Raw genomic sequence first — 21,009 nt, forward strand, 5'->3', positions numbered from 1 at the left:
GCCGGGTAGTGGCCGGCGTTGGGGCGGGCCGGGGGTGGGTCGCGCTGCCCGGCGCTGGCGGGGTGCCGCTGCGCCCACCCGTGCCGCCCTGGGGGCACCTCCCAGGCCCTTGTGGCACTGGGGGAGGCACGACTGCCCGCAGCTGGGGCGGCCGGGTGAGGCCGGGTGCGGGCTACGCCCGGCGGAAGCTGAGGGTTTCTCCCTCCGCTCCTGTGCGCCACAGGTCGTTGCAGGCCTCGGCCATCGCGGGGAGGCCCTCGGTGATCTGGCCCCAGACCGTGCCCGGGACCCAGCCGACGTCGGCGTTGAGGAGCAGGTTGTTGCGCTCGTAGAAGAGGGCGAGGTCGACGAGGGTGGTGCCGGGGCGGACCTCGCGGTCGTAGCCGTACGCCTTGGTGCCCAACTCGGCACCGGCGAAGGCGAAGTAGCACAGATCGCCCGGAATGGGAGTTACCGTCGGATTCTCCAGCGGTGGCTCGGATGTCGCGAAGGGCGGGAAGAGGGCGTAGATCTCGTTGCGCGCGTATTTGGCGTGGTACACGTCGCCGCCGAGGGGGAGCGCGTCCCAGACGGCCGCGCAGGTGATCGGGGCCCGGTCGTCGAGCAGTTGGGCCGTGCAGGTGATTCCGCGCTTGACCAGCGAGACTTCGATGTAGCGATCAGCCATGCCCTCCATGGCAGTGGTTCAGCGACCCGTGGTCAAGAGCGCCGTGCCGTGGCGGGCGGAGGTCTCGGACTGAAAAAGATCGGCATAACCTGCCCCCCATCGGGTAGCTGCGCGCCCATGGCTCCACCACACAGAACCCCTACATTGGGGATATCCGACCATAGGCCCCGCACAGCCGGGCCCACTCGCCGGTCGCTGCTCGCGGGGGTTGCGGCGCTCGGCGCGCTGGGGGCGGCCGGCTGTTCGCGGGTGGCGACCGCCTCCGACGTGAAAGGGGGTGACCTGCTCGACCGGATCCGGGCCCAGGGTGTGGCCCGGCTCGGTATCGCGGGCGAGGTCCCCTTCGGGTACATCGACAAGAACGGCGAACTCACCGGCGAGGCCCCGGAGCTGGCGAAGGTCATCTTCAAGCGGCTCGGGGTGGACCGGGTGCAGCCGGTGCCGACGGAGTTCGGCTCGCTCGTGCCGGGGCTGGCGTCGCAGCAGTTCGACATCGTGGCGGCCGGGATGTACATCAACGCCGACCGCTGTCAGCAGGTCATCTTCTCCGACCCCGACTACCAGATGCTCGACGCGTACATCGTGCGCAAGGGCAACCCGCTCGGGCTGCGCAACTACCGGGACGTCGTCGAGAAGAAGGCCAAGTTCGCGACCGGCACCGGCTACGCCGAGATCGCCTACGCGGTGGAGCACGGGTACAAGGAGGACGACATCCTGATCGTCCCCGACCAGGTGGCCGGTCTCAACGCCGTCGAGGCCGGGCGCGTGGACGTCTTCGCGGGCACCGCGCTGACCGTCCGTGAAGTGGTGAAGAAGTCCACCAAGGCCGAGGCGACCGAGCCCTTCGCGCCGCTCGTCGGCGGCAAGCCCCACGTCGACGGCGGTGCCTTCGCCTTCCGTCCGGACGAGACCAACCTGCGGGACGCGTTCAACGTCGAGCTGCAGAAGCTCAAGAAGAGCGGCGAACTGCTCCGCATCCTCAAACCCTTCGGTTTCACCGAGGAAGAGATGACCGATCTGACCGCGAAGGAGCTCTGCGGCGGATGACCTCGGGACTGTGGGAACTGGTACTCCAGGGTGTCTGGGTCACCATCCAGCTGCTCTTCTTCAGCGCACTGCTCGCGACGGCCGTCTCCTTCGTGGCCGGTGTCGCGCGCACCCACCGGCTGTGGATCGTGCGCTTCCTCGCGGGCCTCTACACCGAGGTCTTCCGCGGCACCTCCGCGCTGGTGATGATCTTCTGGGTGTTCTTCGTGCTGCCGCCGGCCTTCGGCTGGCAGCTGGTGCCGATGTGGGCGGGCACGCTGGCGCTCGGTCTGACCTACGGGGCGTACGGCTCCGAGATCGTGCGCGGGGCGCTCGCCGCGGTGGATCCGGCGCAGAAGGAGGGCGGCATCGCCCTCAGCTTCACGCCCTGGCAGCGGATGAAGCTGATCATGCTGCCGCAGGCGGTGCCGGAGATGATCCCGCCCTTCTCCAACCTGCTGATCGAGCTGCTCAAGGGCACCGCCCTGGTCTCGATCATGGGCATGGGCGACCTCGCGTTCAGCGGCAACCTGGTGCGCCTGGCGCTGCAGGAGAGCGCGGAGATCTACACGTACATCCTGCTGATCTACTTCGTGATCGCGTTCCTGCTCACGCGGGTGATGCGCGGTCTGGAGAAGAAGCTGAAGGCGGGCGTCGGCAAGGCCCCGCAGAAAAAGACGGCGGCCGTGCGCGTGCCTGAGGGAAGTGGTGTGTCGTGAAATGGGACTGGAGCGCGGTCTCCGACTTCATGCCGCACTTCTGGGACGGCCTGCTGGTCACCCTGCAGATCCTGGTCCTCGGCTCGCTGGTCTCCTTCGGCGTCGGCCTGGTGTGGGCGCTGCTGATGCGGGTGCCGAGCCGCTGGGTGACCTGGCCGGTGGGTGTGATCACCGAGTTCATCCGGAACACGCCGCTGCTGGTGCAGCTGTTCTTCCTCTTCTACGTGCTGCCCGAGTGGAACATCACGTTCTCGGCGCTCACCACCGGTGTGGTCGCCATCGGTCTGCACTACTCGACGTACACGATGCAGGTCTACCGGGCCGGCATCGAGGGGGTGCCGGTCGGCCAGTGGGAGGCCGCGACGGCGCTGAACCTGCCGCTGGCGCGGACGTGGACGGCGGTCATCCTGCCGCAGGCGATCCGCCGGGTGGTGCCCGCCCTCGGCAACTACGTGATCTCCATGCTGAAGGACACGCCGCTGCTGATGGCGATCACGGTGCTGGAGATGCTCGGCGAGGCGCGGCTGTTCTCGCAGCAGAACTTCCAGTTCACCGAGCCCCTGACCGTGATCGGTGTGGCCTTCATCATCATCTCCTACCTGGCCTCCCTTGCCCTGCGAGCCCTGGAGCGACGCCTTGTCCACTGAAACCCTTCCCAACCCCGAGAAGAGCCCGGAGCAGGGCGGGGGCGAGCTGATCCGGCTGGAGCAGGTCACCAAGCGGTTCGGGTCCAACACCGTCCTGGACCACCTCGACTTCGCCGTGGACGCCGGCAAGCACGTGACCCTGATCGGGCCGTCCGGCTCGGGCAAGACGACGATCCTGCGGCTGCTGATGACGCTGCTCAAGCCCGACGAGGGCACGATCACCGTGGACGGGCAGAAGCTCTTCCCGGCGACCGAGAAGGAGCGGCGGGAGGTGCGCAAGCAGATCGGCATGGTGTTCCAGCAGTTCAACCTGTTCCCGAACATGACGGTGCTGCGCAACATCACCGAGGCGCCGGTCACCGTGCTCGGCATGTCCAAGGACGAGGCGGTGGAGCGCGCCAAGGGGCTGCTCGACATGGTCGGCCTCGCCGACAAGTGCGACGCACACCCCGCCCAGCTCTCCGGCGGCCAGCAGCAGCGGGTGGCGATCGCCCGGGCGCTGGCGATGCGGCCGAAGGTGCTGCTGCTCGACGAGGTGACCTCGGCGCTCGACCCGGAGCTGGTCGCGGGCGTCCTGGACCTGCTGCGGGACATCGCCCGGAGCACGGACATCACCATGCTGTGCGTGACCCACGAGATGAACTTCGCCCGGGACATCTCGGACCAGGTCCTGATGTTCGACTCGGGCCGGGTCATCGAGGCCGGCCCGCCGGAGAAGATCTTCAGCGAGCCGGAGCACGACCGGACGCGGGAGTTCCTCAGCGCGGTCCTGTAGCCGCCCGGGGCCCGGCAGGCATCGGGTGTCACTGCCCCAACGTCCGCAACGGCCGAGGTCGGAGCGTTGGGGCAGGCCTGTGGCATATGCCAGAGGGCCAGCGGCGCAGATGGGGGCCCTGAAATCCGGCCAACTCCCCCTCACGGGAGCCCTCTTGGCGGCTATCGTGGAGGGGATCCGACAGATAATTCCACTGTCCGGAGCGGGGGCACAGGCAGGGACAGGGACAGGACCCACCAGCGAGCGCAGGGGGAGACCACCGTGGCGCTGCAGCACAAGCCGACCGCGCCGCACCACTCGGTCCAGGACGCCCTGCGCGTCCTGGAGACGGTGACGCGGCACGCCGCCTCCGGGGTGACCGACACCGAGATCGCCCGCGACTCGGGCCTCGGCCCGGAGCGGCTGACCTCCCTCCTGCGCATGCTGCGCCGCGAGGGCTACGTGGAGCAGACCGCCGACGGGGCGTACGTCACGGGCGACGTCCTGGCCCGGCTGGGCTCGGCGCACAACCGGGAGGCGGCCCTGCGCGAGCGCCTCCAGCGCACCCTGGACCGGCTGCGCGACTCGGTGGGAGCCGCCGTCTACATCAGCCGGTACGTCGACGGCGAGGTCAGCGTCACGCAGTACGCCGACAGCCCGGCCGCGCCCCGGGTGAACGAGTGGGTGGACTTCCGGGTCTCGGCGCACGCCACCGCGGTCGGCAAGAGCCTGCTGACCCAGCTGGACCACGCGGGACGCCGCGACCACCTGGCCCGGCACAAGATGGCCCGTCTGACCTCGCGCACCATCACGAGCGACCGCCTGCTGCTGTCCCGGCTGGAGTCCCAGCCGCCCACGGTCCCGGTCCTCGACCTCCAGGAGTACGCGGTGGGCACGGTCTGCGCGGCCGTGCCGCTCACCGCCGGTTCCGCCGCGGGCTGCCTGGCCCTGTCCCTCCCGGTGGAGCACGCGCACCGGCTGCGCGAGGCGGCGGAGGAGCTGAACCGCAACGCGGCGCCGGTCCTGCTGTCGCTGGCGATCTGAGCAGCCCCTGGCCAGTGGCCCGGGCGGTGGTCGGGAGCACCTCCGCGGACCAGGTAGTATTTTCGTTGTCGCCGACCGCGGAAGCGGGCGGCGGGAGTCATGCGCCGCTAGCTCAGTTGGTTAGAGCAGCTGACTCTTAATCAGCGGGTCCGGGGTTCGAGTCCCTGGCGGCGCACAGCGAAGAAGCCCCTCGCCCGGAGCGAGGGGCTCTTTTCCGTGCCCGGTATCTTCCGTACCAGGGCCCTTCCTGCCCGGGTCCTTCCTGCCGGGGTCCTTCGTGCCCGGTGCTCAGAAGGTGACGTCGGAGCACGCGTAGAACGCGTTGCCCGTGTCGGCGATCGTCCACACCGCGACGATCACGTGGTGCCCGCTGAGCCCCGACGGCAGCCTGCCGCTGTGGGAGAGGGTGCCCGGCGGCCGCTGGTTGTTGTACGGCACCGTCAGGAACGGCGTGAGGTTGAGGTCGGACCGGGCGAGGTTGTGGTTCTGGTTCCAGCCCGGCTTGGTGGCGTAGTACTTGAAGTCGGTCGTGGCGTGACTGACGGTGAACTGCCATCGGAAGGTGTAGTTCTGCCCGCCGTTGACTCTCGTGGTCGGCCACGCCCCGCCGCCCGGTGTTCTCGGGCTGTCGAGCTGGGCGAAGCGGGTGTTGTTGCCCGAGCAGATCTGCCCGTCGGCCGCTCCGCCGCCCGGGAAGCCCTTGGGCCCCTCGACGCTCTGCGGCTCCCACTGGATGGACCCGCAGTTGCTGACACTGCCGTTCTGGCAGAGCTTCTGCCGGCTGACGGGAAGATCGGTGTATCCGTGTCCGCTGGCCCCGCCGGACGAGAGGACGAGGGCTCCGGTGGTCGCCATGCCCACGGCGGCGGCGTACAGCTTGGTCCTTGAGCGCATACTGCTGCTCCCTGTGACGTGTGGGGAAGGTCAGTGAGCCGTGCAGGTTGAGCGTGTAGGTCTAGACCAAGTGTCAGATTATTGCCGTGAGTTGAACATGTCCATACCAACGGCGGGGCGTGCGGGGGCGCTCAGACCCCCGTCTCCCCGCGCCCCGCGCAGAAGGCCACCGTCAGGTCCTTCACCAGCACCTTGCGCTCGTAGTCGTCCAGTTCCACGAGGCCGCGCACGGTCAGCCGGGTGACGGTGTCCTCCACCGAGTCCACGACCGAGGCGAGCACGCTGGCCCGCTGCGCCGCGTCCAGCGCGGCGATCCGGCGCCGGTGCATCGCCGCGGCCACCTCCGGGGCGTACTCCACCCGGACCGGCCGCACCGAGAACACCTCCAGACCGACCGGCGCCGCGTCCGCCGCCACCAGGCGGGTCAGCGTGTCGCCGGCCAGGTCGGCCGAGCTGCGGACCGTGCCGATCGGCTCCACCGGGACCCGGGCCAGCGCCGCCTCGACGCACTCGCGCAGATACGTCTCGTGGTCCTCGACGCCCAGCGTCGCCCGCGCGGTGTCCCGCACCCGCCACACCACCAGCGTCACCGCCCTGAGCGCGACCCCGTTGCCGTCGGCCGCGGGCATCGGCTCGCTGCGCCAGTGCCGCAGCCGCACGTCGACCCGGCGGCGCAGCAGCAGCGGGTTGACCCACATCAGGCCGGTGCGCCGCACCGTCCCCCGGTAACGCCCGAACAGGCCGAGCACCCAGGCCCGTCCGGTCCGCCCCCGCGCCAGCCCGCCGAACCCGAACAGCCCGAGCACCCCGGCGCCCGCGTACGCCGCCCACTGCGCGGGCCCGAGCCCGGCCCCCGCGTACGCCGGCAGCCCGAGTGCCTGCGCCGCCAGCGGCGGTACGAGACCGGCCCACCAGGAGGTGAGGGCGCAGCCGGCCGCTCCGCACAGCCCCGCCGCCACGCCCGCGGCGCCGGGCAGCACCCGGGCCGGACGCTCCGTCAGCTCCGGGTCGGGCCGGGGTACCGGACGCGGGCGCGCGGCGACCGGGCGCCGGGTGCGGGGCTGCTCGCCGGTGCCCTGCCGGCGGCCTACGACCGCGGGCCGCAGCGGCACCGGGGCCGGGTCGGGGTCGTCGCGGAAGAGCAGGTGGACGGGGATCTCGGTGGTGGCCTCGTTGTGGATGAGCCGTACGGCGGACCGGTGACCGGGCTCCGCCGCCGCGGGCGGCGCACCCGCCGGTGCCACGGCCTCGGGGTTCGTCGAAGATGTCGTACTCATGCGTCCTCCAGCCTCCGCGCCAGACGCGTCATGAACGGGTGATCGTCTCGGGGCGGGGCGTCAGGAGAAGAGCCGCCGCCAGGTCTCCGGGCCGGGGTAGCCGTCAGCCGCTCCGCCGCGCCACCCCTGGGCGCGCTGGAACGCCTCGACGCCCCGCCGGTCCGCCTCGCCCCAGCGCGGACCCGGCCCCTTGGTGTAGTACGCGCCGAACCCCTTCCTCACCAGCTGCCGGCCGAGCCGGGTGACGTACGGGTTCTCCGCACCCGGCCGGAACACCGCCCGCCCGGGATAGCCGGCCACCCCGTGCGAGGCGACCCCGTGCGAGGCGACCCCGTGCGTGGCGGGTTCACCGGCTGCCGGGGACGCCGCCTTGCCCGCCGTGACCCCCTGGTAGCGGTACGGCACGTACTTGGCCGAGTCGGTCCAGTAGGCGTAGGGCGTGTCGCGCTTGCGGGTGTGCGGCGGGGTCTGCTCGTACGCCGTGTAGACGGTGTGCGCGGCGTCCGTCCAGCCGCCGAAGATCACCACGTGGGAGCCCTGCTCGGGGTCGGCCGCGTTGTGGAAGAGCAGGATGTCGCCGGGCTGGAGCTCCTCCTTGGTGATCTGCTCGGCGAAGCCCGCGAGGCTCCCGGTCCACTCGTTGGCGGGCAGCTTCCACGCCATCGACACGAACCCCGAGCAGTCCTGCCGGTAGCCGTCGGACCAGTAGGAGGTCACGCTGTACGGCACCTTCGCGGCGACCCAGGTCTTCGCCCGGTCGATGATCTCCGTACGGGTGAGGGCGGCGGCCTTCGTGCCGGCCTGGGGCGGCGCCGGCAGGGCGGCCGACCCGTGCAGCGGCGCCCTCGGGCCCTGCGGGGTGCCCGGCTCGCCGGCCGCGGGGACACCCGGCGCCCCGGGACCGGACTCCTCTGGTCCGGGCCCTGCGGCGCCGGGCCGTTCGGGTGCGTGGGCGGCGGCGGCCGGGACCGCGGCGGCCCCCGCCGCGCCGAGGGCGGACGCGGCGGCGGTGGCCACGATCAGTGCGCGGTGCGCCGCCGGGTGGGCGAGCCCGCGGCCCGCCGGGGCGTGCGGCAGGACGCGGTGCCAGTGGCGGCACCCGGGGCACTCGCAGTCGCTCGCGGGGGCGACGTCCTCGAATACGGGAGCCTCCATCAGTACGGGAGTCTCCATGCTGTCCACTCTCTCCACGCTCTCCATGCGATTCCCCTCACACTCCCGGTGGGAGGCCCGCGACGGCACACTTCGGTACATGTCGGTCAGTCTGGCAACTGTCCCCCGGGCGCGCATGTTGACGGTCCGAATGATGTAGCCGGCCGCGCCCGGCCCCCGGGACCGCTCCCCGGGCGGGCCCGGACGCGGTCCGGAGCACGCTCCGGGGTCGGGTAGAGTTGTGCGGGTCAGCAGGCGCCGCTAGCTCAGTTGGTTAGAGCAGCTGACTCTTAATCAGCGGGTCCGGGGTTCGAGTCCCTGGCGGCGCACCGACGGTCGAAGGCCCTCCGTATCACACGGGGGGCCTTCGGCATGTCCGGATCCGCCGGGATCCCGCCCGGCACCCGGGCGTCTTGCGATCATGACGAACACCGTAGAACCCTGGCCCGGTTGGAGGACCGGACACGGGCCGAGTACGGGCTGGATACGGGCTGAGTACGCGCCGGCCCCGGGCCGGACACGGGCCGGATGCAGACCGGATGCAGACCGGATGCAGGGGAGAGCATCCTGCAACCGGGAGCCGCCGTTTCCATGTCTATATAAGGTGTGGATGCCGTGGTGACAGATACCCACCACTGTTACGTCTGTGACGGCCGAGGGGGGCCGGAGCCGGCGAAGGAAGCGACGAAACACGCATGACCCGCGTGTGGGGGGATGACTCATGACGTCGACGCCGACGGGCGCCGGGCAGGACCAGGACCCGTCCCAGACGACCCAGCTCAGGCTGCCCGGGCACCGGAACTGGAACACCGGTTCGTTCCGCCGGATACGGAAGACCCTGCCGAAGTACGACTACGAGCACTACAGCCGGCTGGCGGGCCCCCTCACCCAGCCCGACCCGGACAAGCCGTACAAGGTGCAGTACCGCTCGCTGATATCGCAGGAGCCCCACCGCTTCCGGGTCGCGCTGATGCTGGCCGCGGCCCCGCTGCTCTCGGTGGTGCTGCTGGTGTGGCTGCTGCAGCCCACCCACTGGACCGAGCGCGACTACGTGGCCTTCGACTGGCTGCCCGTGCTCGACGTCGTGATGCTGGTCGCGATCGGCCTGATCGAGCTGTTCCGCTGCCTCAACGTGCTGTCGAACGCGCACGCCACCCTGGTCGCCCGCGACCCGGTCCCGGTGGTGCCCGAGACCGGCACCCGGGTCGCCTTCCTCACCTCCTTCGTCCCCGGCAAGGAGCCGCTGGAGATGGTGACGAAGACCCTGGAGGCGGCGGTGAAGATCCGCCACCGCGGTCTGATGCACGTCTGGCTCCTCGACGAGGGCGACGACCCGGAGGTGAAGGAGGTCTGCGCGCGCCTGGGCGTGCACCACTTCTCCCGCAAGGGCGTCGCCAAGTGGAACCGGAAGAAGGGCCCGCACCGCGCCAAGACCAAGCACGGCAACTACAACGCCTGGCTGGACGCGCACGGCGACGACTACGACTACTTCGCCTCGGTCGACACCGACCACGTGCCGCTGCCCAACTACCTGGAGCGGATGCTCGGCTTCTTCCGCGACCCGGACGTCGGCTTCGTCATCGGCCCGCAGGTCTACGGCAACTACGACAACCCGATCACCAAGGCCGCCGAGTCGCAGCAGTTCCTCTTCCACGCCCTGATCCAGCGCGCGGGCAACCGCTACGGCGCCCCGATGTTCGTGGGCACGTCCAACGCGGTGCGCATCAAGGCGCTCAAGCAGATCGGCGGTCTGTACGACTCGATCACCGAGGACATGGCGACCGGCTTCGAGATCCACCGGGCCAGGAACCCGGTCACGGGCCGCAAGTGGCGCTCGGTCTACACCCCGGACGTGCTCGCGGTCGGCGAGGGCCCGAACGCCTGGACGGACTTCTTCACCCAGCAGATGCGCTGGTCGCGCGGGACGTACGAGACGATCCTCAAGCAGTACTGGAAGGGCTGGTACTCGCTGCCGCCGAGCAAGCTCTTCAACTACACGATGATGATCATCTTCTATCCGATGTCGGCCCTGAACTGGATCCTGGCGGCGCTGAGCTGCTGCCTGTTCCTGGGCCTGGGCGCCTCCGGCGTCGACATCGACCCGGCGGTCTGGCTGATGCTGTACGGCAACGCCTCCGCGCTCCAGATCGGCCTGTACGTCTGGAACCGCCGGCACAACGTCTCGCCGCACGAGCCGGAGGGCTCCGGGGGCGTGGCGGGCATGATCATGTCCGCGCTGTCGGCGCCGCTGTACGCGAAGGCGCTCATCGACTCCGTGCTGCGCCGCAAGAGCAAGTTCGTGGTGACCCCGAAGGGCGACTCGGCCAGCCCGGACACCCTGTTCGGGACCTTCCGGTACCACTGGTACTTCATCGCGATCTTCGGCGGCTCGATCGCCGCCGGCTACGTCTGGGGCCACTCGCACCCGGCGATGATCATCTGGGCGGCGTTCGCGCTGCTGATCACCGCGTCGCCGATGTTCGCCTGGCGGCACGAACTGCGGAAGGCGAAGAAGCAACCGCCGGCCGTGGCGGCGGAACCCGCCGACCGGGTCCCGCCGCGGCAGCCCGCGCCCGGGCAGCCGCCCGCACCGCACGGCCGGCACCGGGCGCCCGCGCCGCACACGCAGCCCGCGCCGCACGCGCAGCCCTCGCTGCACGAACCGCAGGCCCAGCAGGCCCAGCAGGTCCCGCAGGCACCGCACGCGCCGCAGCAGAGGAAGCCCAGCTGGTCCGCCTCCCCCGACGGGGGCGACGACCAGACCATGCAGATCGCCCTTGGTGGACTTGGGGGACGTAAGGAATGAAAGACCGTGCCGGCCGCCGCCGCGCCCGTCGCCTCGCGATAGGTACGGTGGTGGTACTAGCGCTGGCCGGGATGAACGGGCCGTGGCTCTACCGCTTCGGGACCGAGAAATACCACCAGTACAAGATCAATCAGCCGGAGTACAAGGCCGCCAACGGCAAGTGGGAGATCGTCGAGTTTCCCGAGAAGTACCGGCAGAACACCATTCACGCGGCGCTGCTGCGCACCGGCAAGGTGCTGCTCGTCGCCGGGTCCGGCAACAACCAGGACAACTCGGACGCCAAGCAGTACGACACCCGCATCTGGGACCCCGTCAAGGGGACCATCAAGAAGGTGCCGACGCCCAGCGACCTGTTCTGCACCGGCCACACCCAGCTCGCCAACGGCAACCTGCTGATCGCGGGCGGCACCAAGCGGTACGAGAAGCTCAAGGGCGACGTCACCAAGGCCGGCGGCCTGATGGTCGTCCACAACGAGAACCCGGACAAGCCGATCACGCTGCCCGCGGGCACCCGGTTCACCGGCAAGGAGAACGGCAAGACCTTCGTCTCCAAGGACCCGGTCCTCGTACCGCGCGCCGAGAAGGTCTTCGACCCGCAGACCGGCGCGTTCGTGCGCAACGACCCGGGGCTCGGGCGGATCTACGTCGAGGCGGAGAAGACCGGCGCCGAGTACGAGACCGGCACGCAGGACAACTACCGCGTCCAGGGCCTGTCGGGCGCCGACGCCCGCAACACCTACGGCATCGCGCAGAAGCTCGCCCTCGACAAGAAGGACTTCCAGGGCATCCGGGACGCCTTCGAGTTCGACCCGGTCGCCGAGAAGTACATCAAGGTCGACCCGATGCACGAGGCCCGCTGGTACCCGACGCTCACCACCCTGGGCGACGGCAGGATCCTCAGCGTCTCCGGCCTCGACGACATCGGCCAGCTGGTCCCGGGCAAGAACGAGATCTACGACCCCGAGACCAAGGAGTGGACCTACACCGACAAGGTCCGCCAGTTCCCGACGTACCCGGCGCTGTTCCTGATGCAGAACGGCAAGGTCTTCTACTCGGGCGCCAACGCCGGCTACGGACCGGACGACGTGGGCCGCGACCCGGGCATCTGGGACGTGGAGACCAACAAGTTCACCAAGGTCCCCGGCATGAGCGACAAGAAGATGCTGGAGACGGCGAACACCGTGCTGCTGCCGCCGGCCCAGGACGAGAAGTACATGGTGATCGGCGGCGGCGGGGTCGGCGAGTCCAAGCTGTCCAGCGAGAAGACCCGCATCGTCGACCTCAAGGCGGACGACCCGAAGTTCGTAGACGGGCCGTCGCTGGAGAAGGGCACCCGCTACCCGCAGGCCTCCGTGCTGCCCGACGACAGCGTGCTGGTGTCCGGCGGCTCGGAGGACTACCGGGGCCGCAGCGACTCGAACATCCTCCAGGCCCGGCTGTACCACCCGGAGACGGGCGAGTTCGAGAGCGTCGCCGACCCGCTGGTCGGCCGGAACTACCACTCCGGTTCGATTCTGCTGCCCGACGGGCGCCTGATGTTCTTCGGCTCCGACTCGCTCTACGCCGACAAGGCCAACACCAAGCCGGGGAAGTTCGAGCAGCGGATCGAGATCTACACGCCGCCGTACCTGTACCGCGACTCGCGGCCCGACCTGTCGGGCGGACCGCAGACCATCGCGCGCGGCGAGTCGGGGACGTTCACGTCCCGGGCCGCCGGGTCGGTCGAGAAGGTGCGGCTGATCCGGCCGAGCGCCTCGACCCACGTCACCGACGTCGACCAGCGGTCCATCGCGCTGGACTTCGAGGCGGACGGGGACAAGCTGACCGTGACGGTGCCCGAGAACAAGAACCTGGTCCAGTCGGGCTGGTACATGATGTTCGTGACCGACGGGGAGGGGACACCGAGCAAGGCGGAGTGGGTGCGGGTGCCGTAGCCGCAGCGCCCCCTCGCGGGCGGGTGGGCTACTCCTGCGCCAGCTCCAGGGCGTACTCCGGGTACCACTCGCCCGCCTTCGGGCCGCCCTTGCACTCGCCGTCCGACTCCCCCGGGCGCTTCACCCACACGTAGGCGTCGACGAGCGGGTCGGCCGTCTTCGTCGTCGGGGTCTCGCCCAGGGCCCGCCCCGGAGGATTGCACCAGCGTTCGTCCGGGGCGCCCTGCGTGTAGGGGCCGTTGCCGTTGCGGCTGGTGTCGACGACGAAGTGCTTGCCGCCCACCTTGGCGGAGAGCTGCTTGCCGTAGGCGACGGAGTCCTCGGTGGTGTAGAAGTTCGAGACGTTGACCGCGAAGCCGTCGGCCTGGTCGACGCCGGCCCACTTCAGCGGCTCGAAGATCTGGTCGGGATGACCCCAGCCCGCGTTGCCCGCGTCCAGGTAGACCTTGGTGTCCTTGAGCGCGGTGAGCTTGGCGATCGCGCCCTTGAGGAGGTCGTAGCGCTCCTCGTGGAACTCCTCCGGCGTGCAGCCGTCGACGAGGTGGAGCACCGCGTCCGGTTCCAGGATGACCGTGGCGGAGCGGTCGCCGATGCCCTTGGCGACACTGTCGACGAAGGAGCGGTAGGCGTTGCCGTCGGCGGCGCCGCCGCCCGAGTACTGGCCGCAGTCGCGGTGCGGGATGTTGTAGAGGACGAGCAGCGCGGTGCGTCCGGCCCTGTCGGCGGCCTCGGTGAAGCCGCGGGCCTGTTCCTCCGGGTTCTCGGGGCTGATCCACTCGCCGGTCGGCTGCTCGGCGATCCTGCGGATCTGCTCGGCCTGGTCGTCCTTGCCCGCCTTGGTCAGGGACGCGACCTGCCGGGCCGCGTTGCCGTCGGGGTTGACCCAGAACGGGTCGCTCTCCTTGGGCTGCTGGGTGATCCCGGCACCCGCGTCCTTGTCCTTGCCGTCCCCGTCCCCGCCCGAGGAGCAGCCCGCGAGCAGCAGCGCCGCCACCCCCAGCACCGCCGCCGACGCGGCCCGCCTCCTGGACGAGCTCCCGGCCGCCCTGCTGCCGTACATCCGACCCCCCTGGGTGCACTGTTCGAAGGCTCAATCGTGACATACGCCGGTGGTACCCGAACGGTTCCCGGACCGGGGGCGGGAGGGTGTGCTAAGAGGCGGTTCCGGTCAGGTACGCGGAGACGACGACGTTGGCCGTGTAGCTGTTGGTGGTGCGGTCGAAGGTGCCGCCGCAGGTGATCAGGCGCAGTTCGGCGCGGCCGGTGTCGCGGGGGCCGTAGGCCTGTTGGGCGTCGAAGCCGTCGCGGGTGAGGACCTGGACGTCGTCGACGGTGAACTCGGCGGCCGGGGCGTCGTCGCGGGCCACGCGGATGGTCTCGCCGGGCTCCAGGGTGCTCAGCTCGTAGAAGACGGCGGGCCGGGTCTCGGTGTCGACGTGGCCCACCATCAGGGCGGTGCCGGCCGCTCCGGGACGCACACCGTCCGCGTACCAGCCGACGCTGCCGGGCCGGTCGAAGGGCGGCGGTTCGATGGCGCCCCCGGTGTCGAGGCCGCGGTCCATGACCGGGGCCCTGATGCCGAGTTCGGGGACGTCGAGGCGCTGCGGCCGGGCGTCGCCGAGGGGCGCGTGGGCGGGCGGCAGGGGGACGTCGGGGGGCCGTCCCGCCGCCGCCATGTCACCGGTGGCCGGCCGGGACAGGCCCTCCCCTGCGTCGGTGGCCTCGCGGCCCCACAGCCAGAGCCCGAGGAGCAGCACCGTCCAGGCGATGCCGGTCACCAGGCGGCCGCCGGGGACGCCGCCGCGTGGCGCGTCCGCAGTCCCGTCGCCGTCGCCCTCACCCTCGCTCTGGCGCGTGTTCTGTGCTTCCTGTACGGACATGGTCAGTCCGTCCCGCGGCTCCGGCTGCGGGCGCTGCGCAGCGCGACGGCGACGGCGGCGATCCCGGCGAGGACCAGCCCGGTGACGGTGTGCGCCGTGCCGGGCGGCTCGGAGCGGGCCTGCTCCCCGTGCCCGGAGGCCGCGAGCGCCGCGGTGCCGCCGCCGCCCGCCTCGACGGGCGCGACCGGGGAGGCGTGCGCCGTCGGCCGGTCGGACGCGTGTCGCTTCTCGTCGACGGTGATGGTTCCCTTGCGGGCCCGGTCGCCGCACGTGACCTGCACGGCGTACGCGCCGGCCTCGACGGAGGAGCGGACCCGGCTGGACCCGACGAGGACGCCGTCCTTGGCCGCCACGCCGAGCCTGACGTCCGACTCGAACGCCGCGGACACGGCCACGGCCGTCTTCTCGGTGCAGTCGGGCACGCGCAGCGTGACGTCCGTGCCGGGGGCGGGCGCGGACGGTGACACGGAGACCCCGCCGCCGTCCGCCGCGAGGGCCGCCGGTGCGCCCAGGGCGGCGGTCAGCGCCACCGCTCCGGCACAGAGAGTGACTTTCATTGAGCCCATCGTGCACCTCCAGTTCTCTGGAGGCTGCCCCGTCGGCACCGCCCGCGCATCCGCTGCGGGGGCGGTGCTGCTCCGAACGGGTCAGGAATGAGGCATACGTGTTTCGGACCCGTTTTCCAGACCGCGCTTCAGACCGGTTCCAGACCCGGCTCCAGACCGAGCTTCAGACCCGGCTCCAGCCCCGGCTTCAGACCCGGCCTCAGACTCGTTCGACGAGGTCTGCGATGGAGTCGACCACCTTGGACGGGCGGTACGGGAACCCCTCGATCTGCTCCGGCCGGGTCAGGCCGGTCAGGACGAGGAAGGTCTGCATACCGGCCTCCATGCCGGCCAGCACGTCGGTGTCCATGCGGTCGCCGATCATCGCGCTGGTCTCGGAGTGGGCGCCGATCGCGTTGAGCCCGGTGCGCATCATCAGCGGGTTGGGCTTGCCCGCGAAGTACGGCTGCCTGCCGGTCGCCTTGGTGATCAGCGCGGCCACCGCGCCGGTCGCCGGGAGCGGGCCCTCGGTGGAGGGGCCGGTCTCGTCGGGGTTGGTGCAGATGAAGCGGGCGCCGCCGTTGATCAGCCGTACGGCCTTGGTCATGGCCTCGAAGGAGTACGTGCGGGTCTCGCCGAGGACCACGTAGTCGGGGTCGTGGTCGGTGAGGATGTAGCCGATGTCGTGGAGGGCGGTGGTCAGGCCGGCCTCGCCGATGACGTACGCCGAGCCGCCGGGCCGCTGGTCGTCCAGGAACTTCGCGGTGGCCAGCGCCGAGGTCCAGATGGACTCGATCGGCACCTCCAGGCCCATGCGGCGCAGCCGGGCGTGCAGGTCGCGCGGGGTGTAGATCGAGTTGTTGGTGAGGACCAGGAAGGGCTTGCCGGATTCCCGGAGCCTCTTGATGAAGGCGTCGGCGCCGGGGATCGGCACGCCCTCGTGGATCAGGACCCCGTCCATGTCGGTGAGCCACGACTCGATGGGCTTGCGGTCTGCCATGTGCGGGTCTCCTGCCTGCGCGGTCCTGCGTACGTCCCAGCCTAGAGGCGGCAGGATCTTGTGGGAACGGCCGTCTCGACCCGCGGTCCCCGGCGGCGGCGCCGGCGCGTCCTGCGCTCAGCTGCCCGTCGCCTCCTTCCAGGCGTCCACGTACGACGTGAGGTTCTCCTCGATGTCGTCCCAGTCGGGCTCGAAGACCTCGACGCCGTCCATCAGCCGGGTGAGCGCGATGGCGTCGGCGTCGGTGGCCTTGACGTCCTGGCGGGCCGCGAAGCCGCCGCCGACCTCGCTGACCTGCCGCTGCGCCTCCTGGCCCAGCATGAAGTCGAGGAGCTTCTGCCCGTTCCCGGTGTGCGGGGCGCCGGTGACCAGCCCGGCGGCGTAGGGCAGCGCGAAGGTGGTGGGACTGCCGCCCTCGCGGGCCGGGAACCAGATGCCGAGGTTGGGCATGGTCTTGGACTGGGCGTAGTTCATCTGGACGTCGCCGTTGGCGACCAGCAGCTCGCCCTTGTCGACCTTGGGTGCGAGCTTGCCGGTGGAGGCGGACGGGCCGACGTTGTTGGCCTGGAGCTTCTTCAGGTACTCCATGGCCTGCTTCTGTCCGCCGAAGTCGTGCATGGCCTTGATGAGGACGGCGGTGCCGTCGCCCGCGACGCCGGGGGTGGAGTACTGGAGCTTGTTCTCGTACGTGTCGTCGAGCAGGTCCTCCCAGGTGGTGGGGGCCTGCTTCAGCTCCTTGGTGTTGTGGACGAAGCCGAAGTAGTTGTTGACGACGGCGGTCCAGGTGCCGCCCGCGGCCTTGTCGGCGCCGTTGACGTGGTCGACGCCGTCGGGGGCGTACTTCTGGAGCAGGCCCTTGGTGTCGGCCTGCTGGATGAAGGGCGGGAGGGTGACGAGGACGTCGGCCTGCGGGTTGCGCTTCTCGCGGACGGCGCGCTGCACCATCTCGCCGGAGCCGCCCTCGACGTACTCGACCTTGATGCCGGTCTTGTCCTCGAAGTCCTTGAAGATCCGGTCGTACCAGCCGTCGCCGTTCTCGCCCTTGAGGCCGTCGGCGCTGTAGACGGTGACGACGTTCTCGTCGGAGGCGGCGGAGTTGCCGCCGCAGGCGGTCAGGGGAAGGGCGAGGACGCAGAGGGCGGCGAGCGGCTTGGCGGCGTTGCGGGACATGGCGAGGTGAACTCCTTGCACGAAGGGATACGAAGGGATACGGGGAGGGGCGGGTCAGCGGTAGGAGGCTCTGGTGCGGATCCGGGAGACCCCGAGCAGCACCAGCAGGGTGGCCGCCATGAGGACCGCGGCGACGGCGGAGCCGGTGAACAGGGCGCCCCGGTCGGTGGCGGCGTAGATCAGGACGGGCAGCGGGGTCCAGTCGGGCGGGTAGAGCATCATCGTGGCGCTCAGCTCCCCCATGGACAGGGCGAAGCAGAGCCCGGCCGCCGCGGTCAGGGACGGCAGCAGCAGCGGCAGCCGCACCCGCCACAGGACGTACGCCGGTGAGGCGCCCAGCGAGGCGGCGGCCTGCTCGTAGGCCGGGTCGAGGCGGGTGAGGGCGGCGGAGACGGACTGGTGGGCGAAGGCGGTGACCAGCACGGTGTGGGCGATGATCACGATCCAGCGGGTGCCGTTGAGCAGCATCGGCGGCTGCGAGAAGGCGACGAGGGTGGCGAGGCCGACGACGACGGAGGGCACGGCGAGGGGCAGCACGAACAGGGCGTCCAGCGCCTTGCGGTGCCGCTTTCGCAGCTCCGCCGCGGCGAGGGCGGCCCAGGTGCCGGCGGCCAGCGCGATCAGGCTGGCGGTGACGGCGGTGACGAGGCTGGTGGTGAGGGCCTGGAGGGCCTCGCCGCGGGTGGCGGACGCGTAGTGGGCGGTGGTCGGTCCCGAGGGCAGGACGCCGGACCAGTGGGTGGCGAAGGAGGCGCCGAGGACGACCAGCAGGGGCAGGGCGAACAGGGGCAGGAAGAGGAGCAGGAAGAGGGCCCACACGGCCCACCTCGCCCCGCGGCTATGCACGAGCACGGCGGCTCACCACCCGGTAGAGGCCGTACAGGCCCACGGAGATCAGGACGTTGACGACGGCGACGACGCAGGCGCCCGGGTAGTCGGACTCCAGGATCGCCTTGCCGTAGACGAGGGTCGGCAGGGTCGTGACGCCCTTGGCGCCGGTGAACAGGACGATGCCGAACTCGTTCAGGCACAGGACGAGGACGAGGCTGCCGCCGGCCGCGAGGGCGGGCAGCGCCTCGGGCAGGATGATCTGCCGCACGATGCGCGGCGCGCGGGCGCCCAGGGAACCGGCGGCCTCGATCTGGGCGGTGTCCAGCTGCGAGAAGGCGGCGAGCAGCGGGCGCATCACGAACGGCGTGAAGTACGTGATCTCGGCGAGCAGCACGCCCCACGGCGTGGTCAGGAAACGGAACGGCCCCTCGGCGTCCCCCGTCAGGTCCGTCCACGCGCCGTTGGCCATGCCGACCGTGCCGTAGACGAACAGCAGGGCGAGCGTGATCAGGAAGGACGGGAAGGAGAGGAACACGTCGACGAACCGGGCCACCGCCCGCGCCCCGGGGAACGGCACGAAGGCGATGACCAGCGCGAGCGCGAACCCGAGCACCAGGCACCCGGCGGTGGCGGCGAGGGCCAGCCACACGGTGGTCCACAGCGCCTCGCGGAAGGCGGCCGAGGCGAGGACGTCGGCGTACGGCTCCAGCGAGGTGCCGCCGGTGTCGGGCTGGAAGGACTGCTGGGCGACGAGGGCGAGGGGGTAGAGGAAGAAGAGGGCGAGCAGGGCCACGGGCGGCAGCGCCCACAGGTACGCCGCCCTGCCCCGCACCGCCGCCCCGTTTCCCGCGCTCATCGGCGCTCCTCGCCGGCGCCCACCCCCGCGGGCAGCAGCACCGCGTCGTCGGGGGCGAAGTGCAGGGTGACCTCGTCGCCGTGGGCGGGAGGGTCGCGCAGTTCCCGTACGTCGGCCATGACCCGGTGGCCTGCGACGTCGACGTCGACGTACAGGCGGTGGGTGGCGCCGCGCCACTGGATCTCGCCGACCGTCCCGGTGAGCCGGTTGGGTCCGGGTCCGTCGCCGAGGCCGACGAGGTGGGGGCGCAGGCACAGGGTGGCCGTCGCTCCGGGCGCGGCGCCCTGCGTGTCCAGTTTCAGCTCCGTCTCCCCCAGCAGCGCTCCGTCCGTGCGGACCGTCACCGGCAGCAGGTTCGCGTTGCCGACGAAGGACGCCGTGAACGCGTTGTCCGGCGCCCGGTACAGCTGCTGCGGGGTGCCGCAGGCCTGCAGGCGGGCCTGGTCCATCACGGCGATCCGGTCGGCGAGGGTGAGGGCCTCCACCTGGTCGTGGGTGACGTAGAGGATCGACACGTCGGGCAGCTCGCGGTGCAGGCGGGCCAGTTCGGCGAGCATGCCGGAGCGCAGCTGGGCGTCGAGCGCGGACAGCGGTTCGTCCAGGAGCAGGACGCCGGGCCGGATGGCGAGGGCGCGGGCGATGGCGACGCGCTGCTGCTGGCCGCCGGACAGCTCGCGGGGGTGGCGGCGGGCGTAGGCGCCCATGCCGGTCATGTCCAGGGCCTCGGCGACCCGGTCCCGTGTCTCGGCGCGCGGGACGCGGCGGGCGCGGAGTCCGAAGGCGACGTTCTCCTCGACCCGCAGGTGCGGGAAGAGGGCGTACTGCTGGACGACCATGCCGATGCCGCGCCGGTGCGGGGGCAGGCCGGTGACGTCGCGTTCGCCGAGGAACACCCGCCCGGAGGCGGGCCGGACGAACCCGGCGACCGCCCGCAGCGCGGTGGTCTTGCCGGATCCGGACGGCCCGAGGAGCGCCATGACCTCGCCGGGTTCGACGGTGAGGTCCAGGGCGTCGAGGACGGTGTTGCCGTCGTAGGCGACGCTGACGTGGTCGAAGCGGATGCCGCCGCCGCTCATCAGCCGGCTCCGCGCAGGAGGGCGGGCAGGTCGGCGACGGAGTCGAGGACGTGATGCGCGCCCGCCTCGCGGAGGGCGTCGTCGCCGTGGGCCCCGGTGCGCACCCCGGCGACCAGGCCCGCGCCGGCCCGTACGCCGCTGAGCACGTCGTACGAGGTGTCGCCGACGACGGCGACCTGGCGTACGGCGTCGGCGGCCCCGGTGTGCAGGAAGGCCGCGAGGACCAGGTCCGGGTAGGGGCGTCCGCGCCCGCCCGCGTCGGCGGGGCACAGGGTGAGCGGCACCAGGTCGCGCCAGCCGAGCGCGTCCAGGACCGCGTCCTGGGTGACGCGGGCGAAGCCGGTGGTGAGGACGACGGTGCGGCCGTCGGCGGCGAGTTCCTCGACGGCCTCGCGGGCGCCGGGGACGGGGGCGACGAGGCCGTCGTCGACGAGTGCGCCGTACGCCTGCTCGAAGGCGGCGTTGGCGCGCCGGGCGCGGTCCTCGTCGCCGAACAGGTGCCGGAAGACGGAGATCTTGGACTCGCCCATGGTGGCGCGGACGTACGCGAGCTTGTCGGCGTGGTCGTCGGTGCCGGGCTGGACGCCCAGTTCGCGGGCGGCGGCGAGGAAGGCACGCTCGACGAGGCCGCCGTCGGCGACGGTGGTACCGGCCATGTCGAGGACGACGAGGCGGGTGCCGGGGGTCACGGGAGTGGTCACGGGAGTGGTCATGGGTGTGGTCATGAGGGG

At 71.2% G+C, this 21,009-nt stretch carries 20 protein-coding genes and 2 tRNA genes; 9 read left to right on the forward strand and 13 right to left on the reverse strand.

Features of this window, described 5'->3' with window-relative positions; all coding sequences use genetic code 11:
• Positions 1–172: 172 nt before the first annotated feature.
• Entirely contained in the window at positions 173–667 is a 495-nt protein-coding gene (locus HZS56_RS06100; RefSeq protein ID WP_216719665.1) for a DUF3830 family protein, read from the reverse strand.
• Positions 668–784: 117 nt separating this feature from the next.
• Between HZS56_RS06100 and ehuB the strand changes: the two genes are divergently transcribed.
• The 6 genes from ehuB (at position 785) to HZS56_RS06130 (ending at position 5,032) form a co-directional block, all read left to right on the forward strand.
• Positions 785–1,714, forward strand: coding sequence for an ectoine/hydroxyectoine ABC transporter substrate-binding protein EhuB (gene ehuB / locus HZS56_RS06105; protein ID WP_216719666.1), 930 nt, complete (start codon positions 785–787; stop codon positions 1,712–1,714).
• Complete coding sequence (ehuC, locus tag HZS56_RS06110; protein WP_216719667.1) at positions 1,711–2,412, forward strand: ectoine/hydroxyectoine ABC transporter permease subunit EhuC; 702 nt, start codon at positions 1,711–1,713, stop codon at positions 2,410–2,412. Before ehuB ends, ehuC begins: the two co-directional genes overlap by 4 nt.
• On the forward strand, positions 2,409–3,059 hold the full coding sequence (ehuD, locus tag HZS56_RS06115; protein WP_216719668.1) for an ectoine/hydroxyectoine ABC transporter permease subunit EhuD: 651 nt from the start codon (positions 2,409–2,411) through the stop codon (positions 3,057–3,059). Before ehuC ends, ehuD begins: the two co-directional genes overlap by 4 nt.
• Entirely contained in the window at positions 3,049–3,834 is a 786-nt protein-coding gene (gene ehuA / locus HZS56_RS06120) for an ectoine/hydroxyectoine ABC transporter ATP-binding protein EhuA (RefSeq protein ID WP_216719669.1), read from the forward strand. Before ehuD ends, ehuA begins: the two co-directional genes overlap by 11 nt.
• Before the next feature lie 261 nt (positions 3,835–4,095).
• Positions 4,096–4,857 carry an IclR family transcriptional regulator gene (locus HZS56_RS06125; protein ID WP_216719670.1) on the forward strand — a complete coding sequence of 254 codons (762 nt, stop codon included), beginning with the start codon at positions 4,096–4,098 and terminating at the stop codon, positions 4,855–4,857.
• A 101-nt stretch (positions 4,858–4,958) separates the two neighbouring features.
• Positions 4,959–5,032 (forward strand) — tRNA-Lys (locus HZS56_RS06130).
• Positions 5,033–5,145: 113 nt separating this feature from the next.
• On the opposite strand, the gene HZS56_RS06135 is transcribed toward HZS56_RS06130, so the two are convergent.
• From HZS56_RS06135 to HZS56_RS06145, 3 genes are all read right to left on the reverse strand, one after another.
• Positions 5,146–5,751, reverse strand: a complete 606-nt coding sequence (locus HZS56_RS06135) for a lytic polysaccharide monooxygenase auxiliary activity family 9 protein (RefSeq protein WP_216719671.1) — start codon at positions 5,749–5,751, stop codon at positions 5,146–5,148.
• Positions 5,752–5,882: 131 nt separating this feature from the next.
• Complete coding sequence (locus tag HZS56_RS06140) at positions 5,883–7,028, reverse strand: SPFH domain-containing protein (RefSeq protein WP_216719672.1); 1,146 nt, start codon at positions 7,026–7,028, stop codon at positions 5,883–5,885.
• A 60-nt stretch (positions 7,029–7,088) separates the two neighbouring features.
• On the reverse strand, positions 7,089–8,183 hold the full coding sequence (locus HZS56_RS06145; RefSeq protein WP_216719767.1) for a peptidoglycan-binding protein: 1,095 nt from the start codon (positions 8,181–8,183) through the stop codon (positions 7,089–7,091).
• A gap of 252 nt (positions 8,184–8,435) precedes the next feature.
• Between HZS56_RS06145 and HZS56_RS06150 the strand changes: the two genes are divergently transcribed.
• The 3 genes from HZS56_RS06150 (at position 8,436) to glxA (ending at position 12,920) form a co-directional block, all read left to right on the forward strand.
• Positions 8,436–8,509, forward strand: a tRNA-Lys gene (locus HZS56_RS06150).
• A gap of 392 nt (positions 8,510–8,901) precedes the next feature.
• Positions 8,902–10,986 (forward strand): glycosyltransferase family 2 protein, encoded by a 2,085-nt coding sequence (locus HZS56_RS06155; RefSeq protein ID WP_216719673.1) that lies wholly within the window; start codon positions 8,902–8,904, stop codon positions 10,984–10,986.
• Positions 10,983–12,920, forward strand: a complete 1,938-nt coding sequence (gene glxA, locus HZS56_RS06160; protein WP_216719674.1) for a radical copper oxidase GlxA — start codon at positions 10,983–10,985, stop codon at positions 12,918–12,920. The genes HZS56_RS06155 and glxA overlap by 4 nt, the downstream gene beginning before the upstream one ends.
• A gap of 28 nt (positions 12,921–12,948) precedes the next feature.
• On the opposite strand, the gene HZS56_RS06165 is transcribed toward glxA, so the two are convergent.
• From HZS56_RS06165 to HZS56_RS06205, 9 genes are all read right to left on the reverse strand, one after another.
• Entirely contained in the window at positions 12,949–13,980 is a 1,032-nt protein-coding gene (locus tag HZS56_RS06165) for a glycoside hydrolase family 6 protein (RefSeq protein ID WP_216719675.1), read from the reverse strand.
• A gap of 91 nt (positions 13,981–14,071) precedes the next feature.
• Positions 14,072–14,800 (reverse strand): class F sortase, encoded by a 729-nt coding sequence (locus HZS56_RS06170; RefSeq protein ID WP_216719676.1) that lies wholly within the window; start codon positions 14,798–14,800, stop codon positions 14,072–14,074.
• Between the two features lie 2 nt (positions 14,801–14,802).
• Complete coding sequence (locus HZS56_RS06175; RefSeq protein WP_216719677.1) at positions 14,803–15,366, reverse strand: hypothetical protein; 564 nt, start codon at positions 15,364–15,366, stop codon at positions 14,803–14,805.
• Between the two features lie 199 nt (positions 15,367–15,565).
• A complete protein-coding gene (locus HZS56_RS06180; RefSeq protein WP_216719678.1) occupies positions 15,566–16,345 on the reverse strand; it encodes an HAD-IIA family hydrolase in 780 nt (259 codons plus the stop codon).
• A 117-nt stretch (positions 16,346–16,462) separates the two neighbouring features.
• Entirely contained in the window at positions 16,463–17,515 is a 1,053-nt protein-coding gene (locus HZS56_RS06185; RefSeq protein WP_216719679.1) for a 2-aminoethylphosphonate ABC transporter substrate-binding protein, read from the reverse strand.
• A gap of 54 nt (positions 17,516–17,569) precedes the next feature.
• Entirely contained in the window at positions 17,570–18,367 is a 798-nt protein-coding gene (locus tag HZS56_RS06190) for an ABC transporter permease (RefSeq protein ID WP_216719680.1), read from the reverse strand.
• The gene (locus tag HZS56_RS06195; RefSeq protein ID WP_216719681.1) at positions 18,354–19,202 is read right to left on the reverse strand and encodes a 2-aminoethylphosphonate ABC transporter permease subunit; all 849 of its coding nucleotides are present in this window, start codon (positions 19,200–19,202) and stop codon (positions 18,354–18,356) included. The genes HZS56_RS06190 and HZS56_RS06195 overlap by 14 nt, the downstream gene beginning before the upstream one ends.
• Positions 19,199–20,278: an ABC transporter ATP-binding protein gene (locus HZS56_RS06200; RefSeq protein WP_216719682.1), complete on the reverse strand. Its 1,080-nt coding sequence runs from the start codon at positions 20,276–20,278 to the stop codon at positions 19,199–19,201. Before HZS56_RS06200 ends, HZS56_RS06195 begins: the two co-directional genes overlap by 4 nt.
• Positions 20,278–21,003: a phosphonatase-like hydrolase gene (locus HZS56_RS06205; protein WP_253913816.1), complete on the reverse strand. Its 726-nt coding sequence runs from the start codon at positions 21,001–21,003 to the stop codon at positions 20,278–20,280. The genes HZS56_RS06200 and HZS56_RS06205 overlap by 1 nt, the downstream gene beginning before the upstream one ends.
• Positions 21,004–21,009 lie beyond the last annotated feature (6 nt).

The sequence above is a fragment of the Streptomyces mayonensis genome (genome assembly GCF_018982965.1).
GTDB lineage: Bacteria > Actinomycetota > Actinomycetes > Streptomycetales > Streptomycetaceae > Streptomyces > Streptomyces mayonensis.

Bases quoted from the DNA above. Each gene is read 5' to 3' on its own strand.
- HZS56_RS06100 (WP_216719665.1), bottom strand. From the start codon at position 667: ATGGCTGATCGCTACATCGAAGTCTCGCTGGTCAAGCGCGGAATCACC.
- ehuB (WP_216719666.1), top strand. From the start codon at position 785: ATGGCTCCACCACACAGAACCCCTACATTGGGGATATCCGACCATAGG.
- ehuC (WP_216719667.1), top strand. From the start codon at position 1,711: ATGACCTCGGGACTGTGGGAACTGGTACTCCAGGGTGTCTGGGTCACC.
- HZS56_RS06135 (WP_216719671.1), bottom strand. From the start codon at position 5,751: ATGCGCTCAAGGACCAAGCTGTACGCCGCCGCCGTGGGCATGGCGACC.
- HZS56_RS06140 (WP_216719672.1), bottom strand. From the start codon at position 7,028: ATGAGTACGACATCTTCGACGAACCCCGAGGCCGTGGCACCGGCGGGT.
- HZS56_RS06145 (WP_216719767.1), bottom strand. From the start codon at position 8,183: ATGGAGGCTCCCGTATTCGAGGACGTCGCCCCCGCGAGCGACTGCGAG.
- HZS56_RS06155 (WP_216719673.1), top strand. From the start codon at position 8,902: ATGACGTCGACGCCGACGGGCGCCGGGCAGGACCAGGACCCGTCCCAG.
- glxA (WP_216719674.1), top strand. From the start codon at position 10,983: ATGAAAGACCGTGCCGGCCGCCGCCGCGCCCGTCGCCTCGCGATAGGT.
- HZS56_RS06165 (WP_216719675.1), bottom strand. From the start codon at position 13,980: ATGTACGGCAGCAGGGCGGCCGGGAGCTCGTCCAGGAGGCGGGCCGCG.
- HZS56_RS06170 (WP_216719676.1), bottom strand. From the start codon at position 14,800: ATGTCCGTACAGGAAGCACAGAACACGCGCCAGAGCGAGGGTGAGGGC.
- HZS56_RS06175 (WP_216719677.1), bottom strand. From the start codon at position 15,366: ATGGGCTCAATGAAAGTCACTCTCTGTGCCGGAGCGGTGGCGCTGACC.
- HZS56_RS06180 (WP_216719678.1), bottom strand. From the start codon at position 16,345: ATGGCAGACCGCAAGCCCATCGAGTCGTGGCTCACCGACATGGACGGG.
- HZS56_RS06185 (WP_216719679.1), bottom strand. From the start codon at position 17,515: ATGTCCCGCAACGCCGCCAAGCCGCTCGCCGCCCTCTGCGTCCTCGCC.
- HZS56_RS06195 (WP_216719681.1), bottom strand. From the start codon at position 19,202: ATGAGCGCGGGAAACGGGGCGGCGGTGCGGGGCAGGGCGGCGTACCTG.
- HZS56_RS06200 (WP_216719682.1), bottom strand. From the start codon at position 20,278: ATGAGCGGCGGCGGCATCCGCTTCGACCACGTCAGCGTCGCCTACGAC.
- HZS56_RS06205 (WP_253913816.1), bottom strand. From the start codon at position 21,003: ATGACCACACCCATGACCACTCCCGTGACCACTCCCGTGACCCCCGGC.